Below are 6752 nucleotides of genomic sequence, written 5' to 3'. Positions count from 1 at the left end.
AGGCGTCGATCGGCGTCGTGCGCGTGCCCTTGCCCTTCACCGCGATGGGCCGCGGTGCGAAAGGGCGCGCCTTTCTGGTCGACTATTTCGGCAAGATGGTCCCCGAACGCCGCGAAGGGACGGGCGAGGACATGTTCAGCCAGATCTGCCGCACGCGCGACGACGACGGCGATTATATGTCGGTCGAGGCGATCGTCGATCATATGAACTTCCTGATGATGGCGGCGCACGACACGATCACCAGCTCGATCACCACGCTCGTCTGGGAACTCGCGCGCCATCCCGAATGGCAGGACAAGCTCCGCGAGGAGATGCTTGCCGTCGCCCCGGCGGGCGAGGGGGTCGGCCACAACAGCCTCGGCCAGCTCGAGATGACCGAATGGGCGTTCAAGGAAGCGCTGCGGCTCGTGCCCCCCGTGCCGAGCTTTCCGCGCCGCGCGCTCAGGGATTTCGAATATGGCGGCTATCATATCCCCGCGGGCACGTCGGTCGGGGTCAGCCCCGCCTATACGCATATGATGGAGGAGCATTGGCCCGAGCCCCACAAGTTCGACCCGATGCGCTTCTCGCCCGAAGTCGCGCGCGAGCGCCACAAATATGCGTGGGTGCCGTTCGGCGGCGGCGCGCATATGTGCCTCGGGCTGCACTTCGCTTATATGCAGGCGAAAATCTTCTTTCACCATGTCGTCACGACGCATCGCATCGTCGTGGCGGACGGCTACGCCCCCGAGTGGCAGGTGCTGCCGATCCCGCGGCCCAGGGACGGGCTGACGGTGACCTTCGTTCCGCTGTAAGCCGAGCCGGGCGCCCGCTTGTTTGCGGGCGATCGCGTCCTATCTTCCGACTCCGGGGGCCGGGGAGGGGCGACGATGGTTTTTGCATTGTTCTTGGCGGGGCTGCTCGCGGTGATGCTGTTGGCGCCCGAAACCGATGCGGCGCGCTGGCTGCACCATAGCATGGTGGAACGGCCGATCGACCTTTGCGGGCGGTTCGAACGCAAGCACATCCTGTTCCTGATCGTGGGCCTGTTTGCCATCCAGGCTTATGCCGCGGTGCTGCCGGCCGAACTCGCGATGGCATTGGCATGGGACATGACGGCCTATGTCGACGCGATGATCGCCACATGGGCCCTGTCGACCTTCGCGCGTTTCAATTCGATGAAGGCATGGGCGGCCGTCCGGATGGCGGCGATGCTGGCCCCGTTCAGGCGCCTTCGCCCGCGCACGCGGCGGAGCCGTCCTGTCCGGCCCGATGCGCGCAAGCCCGCCGCCAACGACGACGACCCGTTGCGGTTCGGGGTTGCGGCCTGAGCGCAGGACACGAACGAGGTTCTGGGAGTGAACCCCGGAAAGGGGAAAGAAGAACGGCTGATTCCCGTCGAAAGCGGCCGTTCCCGTCGGTTACTGCCCTCGGATAAACGCCCGCACGTCGGCTGACAATTTATGCCGGTCCTCGTCGCGGATATACATCATATGACCTGCGCCATAATAGGTATACTGGATGCGATCCTGCGGGATGCCGGTGCGCGACAGCGCATATTCGGCGGCGAAAAAGGGCGTCGCGAAATCATAATATCCCTGCGCGACGAGAACCTTCAGCCCGCTATTCTCGCGCAACGCCTGCCCGATATAAGGCGCGACGTTGAGATAGGCATTGCTGTCGCGGCCGCCGATCCGCCAGTCCCACTGACCGCCGATCCGGCCGATCGACTGATATTCGCGGTCGGTCCTGAACCCCAGTCCGTCGCGGCTCCAGCTGTTGATCGCAGCGGTATAGCTCGCGTCGATGCCATAGAAGCTGGGGTCGTTGTCGGGGCCTTCGCCCGCATTGTCATAATCCTTGCCCGTATAGCGGCTGTCGAGCCGGCCGACGGTGAGCCCGCGGTCGCGCAGCAGTTCCTTGTAGAAACGGTTCGGCGTGACGCGCAGGTCGGCGCTTTCGAGATAGGTTTCCGAAAGGCCGGTGAAACGCGAAAGCTCGCGGCGGATCGCGGCGCGCTCCTCGCCCTGCAGCTTCTGGCCCTTGAGCAGCGCGGAGGCGTATGGGCCGATCGCCCATTGGCGCGCTTCCTCGACGAAGGCCTCGACCGACGGTGCGGTCGCCTTGCCATGATAGAGCGCGGTTGCCGCCATCGAGGGCAGATTGGTGATCGGCGACAGCTCGTTGCCCGGCGTGTCGGCGCCCGCCGCGAAATCGAGCACGGTCGAGATCAGGATGATGCCGTTCAATCCGACGTCGTTGTACGTCTCGTTCATCAACTGGTTCGCGACGGCGGCCGAGCGCGTCGTGCCATAGCTTTCGCCGCCGAGATATTTGGGGCTGTTCCAGCGGCCATTGTCGTTCAGCCACCGGCGGATCACCTCGGCAACCAGCTTCGCGTCCTGCGTGACGCCGTAATAATCCTCGGGGTCGGCCTTGCCGATCAAATGCGAAAAGCCGGTGCCCGGCGGATCGATGAACACGACGTCGGTGACGTCGAGCAGCGCATCGGGATTGTCGACGATCGGATAGGGCGGGGCGCCGTCATCGACGCCGGTGCCGGGAATCGCGACGCGCTTCGGTCCGAATGCACCCATCATCAGCCAGACGGTGCCCGACCCCGGGCCGCCGTTGAACAGGAAGGTGATCGGGCGGTTCGGGTCGCGCGGTTCCCTGACATAGGAGGTGGTGACGACCGCGACTTCGGGCACGCCGTCCTTGTTCCTGATGACCGTCTCGCCGATCGTCGCGGCATAGTTGATCCGCTGGCCGCCGAAGGTGCCGCTGAGCTTCGTGGTGCGAACCTGCGGTTCGTAGTCGGCGGCGGGTTTTTCGGCCTTCGCCTTGTCGTCGACCTTGTCCTGCGCATGAAGCGCGACGGGCGCGGTGAAGGCGAGCGCCAAGGCGATAAGCGACAGACCCGATTTCATATATGTATCTCCCCGATTGCGAGGCGACCCTATGCAGCACCTGCCGGGGCGGCAAGGTTACTTGTCGGTTACAGGCGGGGTTTCGTCGAAGCGTTTGGGGATGTTTCGCCTCATCGGCGCGACAGGATCCGGTCCATGACCCACGCGGTGTGTGCCCCGCTCTCGCCGGTCGAGGGATGCGGTCCGTGCCCCGCCAGATGGTCGCGCATCGCTTCGACGTGGAAATACTGGATCGTCGGCGGATGGGCGATGGCCATCTCGATGTGTTCGGTACCGCGCGACAGCCGCAACGGCTCTTCGTCGAAGATCGAAAAGACGATGCGGCCGGTGCTGCCGGTGATCTCGACGCGATCCAGCCGGTCGGCGGCGCCGAAATTCCAGCTTCCCGATCCGGTGACGCCCCTTGCGTGCAGCCAGCATCCCGTCACGGCGTCCGCCGCGCTGTAGCGGCCCTGCTGGTTGACAGCGAAGCCGGCGACGTCCGCCACGTCGCCGAACAGCCAGCAGAAGAGGTCGAGGCCATGGCTCGCGAGATCGTCGAAATAGCCGCCCGGCGCGATCGCGGCGTCGACGCGCCAGTTCGTGCCGGACAGATCGACAGGGCTCGCGGGCTTGGTCAGCGCCCAGTGGACGTGGCGAACCTGTCCGATCGCGCCTTCGTCGAGCCACGCCCTGACCTGCCGGAAGCGGGGGAGGGCGCGGCGATAATAGGCGATGAAGAGCGGCAGTGCCCGGTCGGCGAACGCATCGCGGATGCGCACGCAGGCTTCATGGTCTGGTGCCATCGGCTTTTCGATGCAGCAGGGCTTGCCGGCGCGCGCGACGTCGAGTGCATAGGCTTCGTGGCTGTCGGGCGGCGTCGCGATATACACGGCATCGATATCTGGATCGTCGATCAGTGCGGCCGCGCTGTCGAAGACGCGCGCGACGCCGTGGCGCGCGGCATAATCCTCGGCCTTCGCGCGGGTGCGATTGAAGACGCCGTGCAGCGTGAAGCCCTCGACCTGCTGATAGGCGGGGGCGCTCTTGCGCTCGGTCACGCTGCCGCAACCGATCATGCCCCAGCGAATGGCCGTCATCGGACCGTCAACGTCCCCATTTCGTCTTGCTCTGCTTGCCGAAGCGGCCCTTGCGTGTCCCCGGCTTGCCCTCGTTCGAGCGGCCGACGCGTGGTGCGACCTGTTCGTCCGCAGGCAATCCCAGTTCGTCGGCCTCGAGCTTGCGGATCTCGTCGCGCAGACGTCCGGCCTCCTCGAACTCGAGGTCGGCGGCGGCGTCGCGCATCTTCTTTTCGAGTTCCTGGATATAGGCGCGCAGATTGTGGCCGACCATGTGCGCGGGCTTGTCCTCGCCGATGTCGATCGTCACCTGATCCTTCGACGCGACATGCGCGATGATGTCGCCGATGTTGCGGCGGATCGTCGTCGGGGTGATGCCGTGCTCGGCGTTGTACGCCTCCTGTTTTTCGCGGCGGCGGTCGGTCTCGCGCATCGCGCGTTCCATGCTGCCGGTGATGCGGTCGGCGTAGAGGATCACGCGGCCATCGACGTTGCGTGCGGCGCGGCCGATCGTCTGGACGAGGCTCGTTTCGCTGCGCAGGAAACCTTCCTTGTCGGCATCGAGGATCGCGACGAGCCCGCATTCGGGAATGTCGAGCCCTTCGCGCAGCAGGTTGATCCCGACGAGCACGTCGAACACGCCGAGGCGGAGGTCGCGGATGATCTCGATGCGCTCCAACGTCTCGACGTCGGAGTGCATGTAGCGGACCTTGAGCCCGGCTTCGTGCAGGAATTCGGTGAGATCCTCGGCCATGCGTTTGGTGAGCGTGGTGACGAGCGTGCGATATCCCGCCGCGGCGGTCTTTTTCGCCTCGGCGATCAGGTCGTCGACCTGCTCCTCGACGGGCTTGATCTCGACCGGCGGGTCGATCAGCCCGGTTGGGCGGATCACTTGCTCGGCGAAGACGCCCTGCGTGCGGTCCATTTCCCATGTACCCGGCGTTGCCGATACGCTCACCGTCTGCGGGCGCATCAGGTCCCATTCGGAAAAGCGCAGCGGCCGGTTGTCGATGCAGCTCGGCAGTCGGAAGCCATACTCGGCGAGCGTGATCTTGCGGCGATGGTCGCCCTTTGACATTGCGCCGATCTGCGGGATCGTCTGGTGGCTCTCGTCGACGAAGAGCAGCGCGTTGTCGGGCAAATATTCGAACAGGGTCGGCGGCGGCTCGCCGGGAAGGCGACCGGTCAGAAAGCGGCTGTAATTCTCGATCCCCGCGCAGCTGCCGGTGGCGGCGATCATCTCGAGGTCGAAATTGGTGCGCTGTTCGAGCCGCTGGGCCTCGAGCAGCCGGCCTTCGGCTTCGAGTTCCTTCAGCCGTTCGGCGAGCTCGTGCCGAATCGCCTCGGTCGCCTGCTTGAGGGTCGGTCCGGGCGTCACATAGTGGCTGTTCGCATATACGCGGACGTAATTGAGGTTCGCGATCTTCTTGCCGGTCAGCGGGTCGAACTCGGTGATCTCCTCGATCTCGTCGCCGAAGAAACTGACGCGCCACGCCATATCCTCATAGTGCGAGGGGAAGATTTCGAGGCTGTCGCCGCGCACGCGGAAATTGCCGCGCGCGAAGGCCTGGTCGTTGCGCTTGTACTGGAGCGCGACGAGCTTGCGGATGATTTCGCGACTGTCGGCGACCTGGCCTTTCTTGAGGTCGAAGATCATCGCCGAGTAGGTCTCGACCGACCCGATGCCGTAGAGGCACGATACCGAGGCGACGATGATCACATCGTCGCGTTCGAGCAGCGCGCGCGTCGCCGAGTGGCGCATGCGGTCGATCGCCTCGTTTACCGAGCTTTCCTTCTCGATATAGGTGTCCGACCGCGGGACATAGGCTTCGGGCTGGTAATAGTCGTAATAGCTGACGAAATATTCGACCGCGTTATTCGGAAAGAAGCTCTTGAACTCGCCGTAGAGCTGCGCCGCGAGGATCTTGTTGGGCGCGAGGATGAGGGCGGGGCGCTGCAACTCGTCGATGACTTTTGCCATCGTGAAGGTCTTGCCCGAACCGGTTACCCCCAAAAGCACCTGATCGCGCTCGCCGTCGAGCGCTGTCGAGACGAGTTCCCTGATCGCGGTCGGCTGGTCGCCCGCGGGTTCATAGTCGCTAACCAGTTCAAATCGCTTGCCGCCTTCGGCCTTGTCGGGGCGCGCTGCGCGGTGCGGGACATAACCCTCCGCCGTGTCGATTTCATCGAGCGATGTACGAATCTGAATTGCCATCGCTGCCAATATGGTATCGATGGGGTGGGCGCACAATCGAATGAATCAGAATAATCCCCCAAGCAGTCACAGGAGACAGGGTATGAAGAAATTTCTGACGGTAGCCGCCATTGGCGCGCTGATCGCGGTGGCAGGTTGCAGCGGCAAGGGCGAAAATGCCGGCGGCACGGTGAAGCGCGAAGCGGGCAACTGGAAGACCGACGTCAAGCTGGTGAAGTTCGAAGTCCCCGGCATGCCGGCCGAAATGAAGGACGGCATGGCGAAGATGATGGAAGGCGCCAGCGGCATGGACCAGTGCTTCACGCAGGAGCAGGTCGACAAGGAAGATATCGCGGCCGAACTCGCCAAGGGTCCGGGCAACGGCGGCGAGTGCAAATGGTCGAAGAAGGACGTTGCGGGCGGCAAGATCGACGTTGCGGGCACCTGCACCGCGAACGGCCAGACCGTCGACATGGCGATGGCCGGCACGATGGAAGCCAAGAAGACCGACGTCACCATCACGACCAAGGGCAAGGTCCCGACCGGCGGCGACATGGAAATGGTCATGCAGATGACCAGCACCCACACCGG

The 6752-nt window shown here is 64.3% G+C and carries 6 protein-coding genes; 3 read left to right on the top strand and 3 right to left on the bottom strand.

The genetic code is table 11. The annotated features are described in order from the left end of the window. On the top strand, positions 1-794 hold a 794-nt coding region (locus tag JHC57_RS20135; protein ID WP_294032378.1), incomplete at its 5' end, for a cytochrome P450. Between the two features lie 75 nt (positions 795-869). Continuing rightward, complete coding sequence (locus JHC57_RS20130) at positions 870-1310, top strand: hypothetical protein (RefSeq protein WP_294032377.1); 441 nt, start codon at positions 870-872, stop codon at positions 1308-1310. Between the two features lie 90 nt (positions 1311-1400). Here JHC57_RS20130 and JHC57_RS20125 read toward each other — a convergent pair whose 3' ends face one another. From JHC57_RS20125 to uvrB, 3 genes are all read right to left on the bottom strand, one after another. Then, entirely contained in the window at positions 1401-2909 is a 1509-nt protein-coding gene (locus JHC57_RS20125; RefSeq protein WP_294032376.1) for a peptidase S10, read from the bottom strand. Positions 2910-3019: 110 nt separating this feature from the next. Continuing rightward, a complete protein-coding gene (locus JHC57_RS20120) occupies positions 3020-3988 on the bottom strand; it encodes a Gfo/Idh/MocA family oxidoreductase (protein ID WP_294032375.1) in 969 nt (322 codons plus the stop codon). Positions 3989-3995: 7 nt separating this feature from the next. Beyond that, positions 3996-6182, bottom strand: coding sequence for an excinuclease ABC subunit UvrB (gene uvrB, locus JHC57_RS20115; protein WP_294032374.1), 2187 nt, complete (start codon positions 6180-6182; stop codon positions 3996-3998). 82 nt (positions 6183-6264) lie between these two features. Here uvrB and JHC57_RS20110 point away from each other — a divergent pair. After that, positions 6265-6752 (top strand): DUF3617 domain-containing protein (locus tag JHC57_RS20110; RefSeq protein WP_294032373.1); only part of this gene is annotated, 488 nt, incomplete at its 3' end.

It is taken from the genome of Sphingopyxis sp. (assembly GCF_016463645.1).
Taxonomy (GTDB): domain Bacteria; phylum Pseudomonadota; class Alphaproteobacteria; order Sphingomonadales; family Sphingomonadaceae; genus Sphingopyxis.
The sequence above is the reverse complement of the archived record's forward strand: the minus strand, read 5'-3'. Positions and strand labels throughout refer to the sequence as shown.

Bases quoted from the DNA above. Each gene is read 5' to 3' on its own strand.
- JHC57_RS20130 (WP_294032377.1), top strand. From the start codon at position 870: ATGGTTTTTGCATTGTTCTTGGCGGGGCTGCTCGCGGTGATGCTGTTG.
- JHC57_RS20125 (WP_294032376.1), bottom strand. From the start codon at position 2,909: ATGAAATCGGGTCTGTCGCTTATCGCCTTGGCGCTCGCCTTCACCGCG.
- JHC57_RS20120 (WP_294032375.1), bottom strand. From the start codon at position 3,988: ATGACGGCCATTCGCTGGGGCATGATCGGTTGCGGCAGCGTGACCGAG.
- uvrB (WP_294032374.1), bottom strand. From the start codon at position 6,182: ATGGCAATTCAGATTCGTACATCGCTCGATGAAATCGACACGGCGGAG.